Source organism: Bacillus sp. LR--39, from assembly GCF_053613335.1.
Genome location: NZ_JBSIOT010001334.1, coordinates 1 through 571, shown reverse-complemented (window position 1 = coordinate 571; position 571 = coordinate 1). Strand labels below are relative to the sequence as shown.

General features: G+C 42.9%; 1 protein-coding gene. It reads left to right on the top strand.

The genetic code is table 11. From position 1 onward, the window contains the following. A partial coding sequence (locus ACWHAR_RS30335; protein WP_452088840.1) for an LON peptidase substrate-binding domain-containing protein occupies positions 1-571 on the top strand: 571 nt, incomplete at both ends.

The following is a 571-nucleotide window of genomic DNA, read 5'->3' as shown; positions in this document are numbered from 1 at the left end:
TTCGATAGACGAACCTGGTGAAGACGAGATTTTCACAGTCGGCACCTATACAAAAATTAAGCAAATGCTGAAGCTTCCGAACGGTACGATTCGTGTGTTGGTGGAGGGCCTCAAGCGCGCCCATATCGTCAAATACAATGAACACGAGGATTACACGTCGGTTGACATTCAACTTATTCATGAAGATGATTCAAAAGATACAGAAGACGAAGCATTGATGCGGACTTTGCTAGACCACTTTGATCAGTACATAAAAATTTCTAAAAAAATCTCGGCCGAAACGTACGCTGCGGTTACTGATATCGAAGAGCCGGGGAGAATGGCAGACATCGTTGCTTCTCATCTGCCCCTTAAACTAAAGGATAAGCAGGATATTTTAGAAACGGCTGATGTCAAAGACAGGCTGAACAAGGTCATTGATTTTATTAATAATGAAAAAGAAGTGCTGGAGATTGAGAAAAAAATCGGCCAGCGCGTCAAACGTTCGATGGAGCGTACGCAGAAGGAATACTACTTGCGTGAACAAATGAAGGCGATCCAAAAAGAGCTTGGCGATAAAGAAGGCAAAACT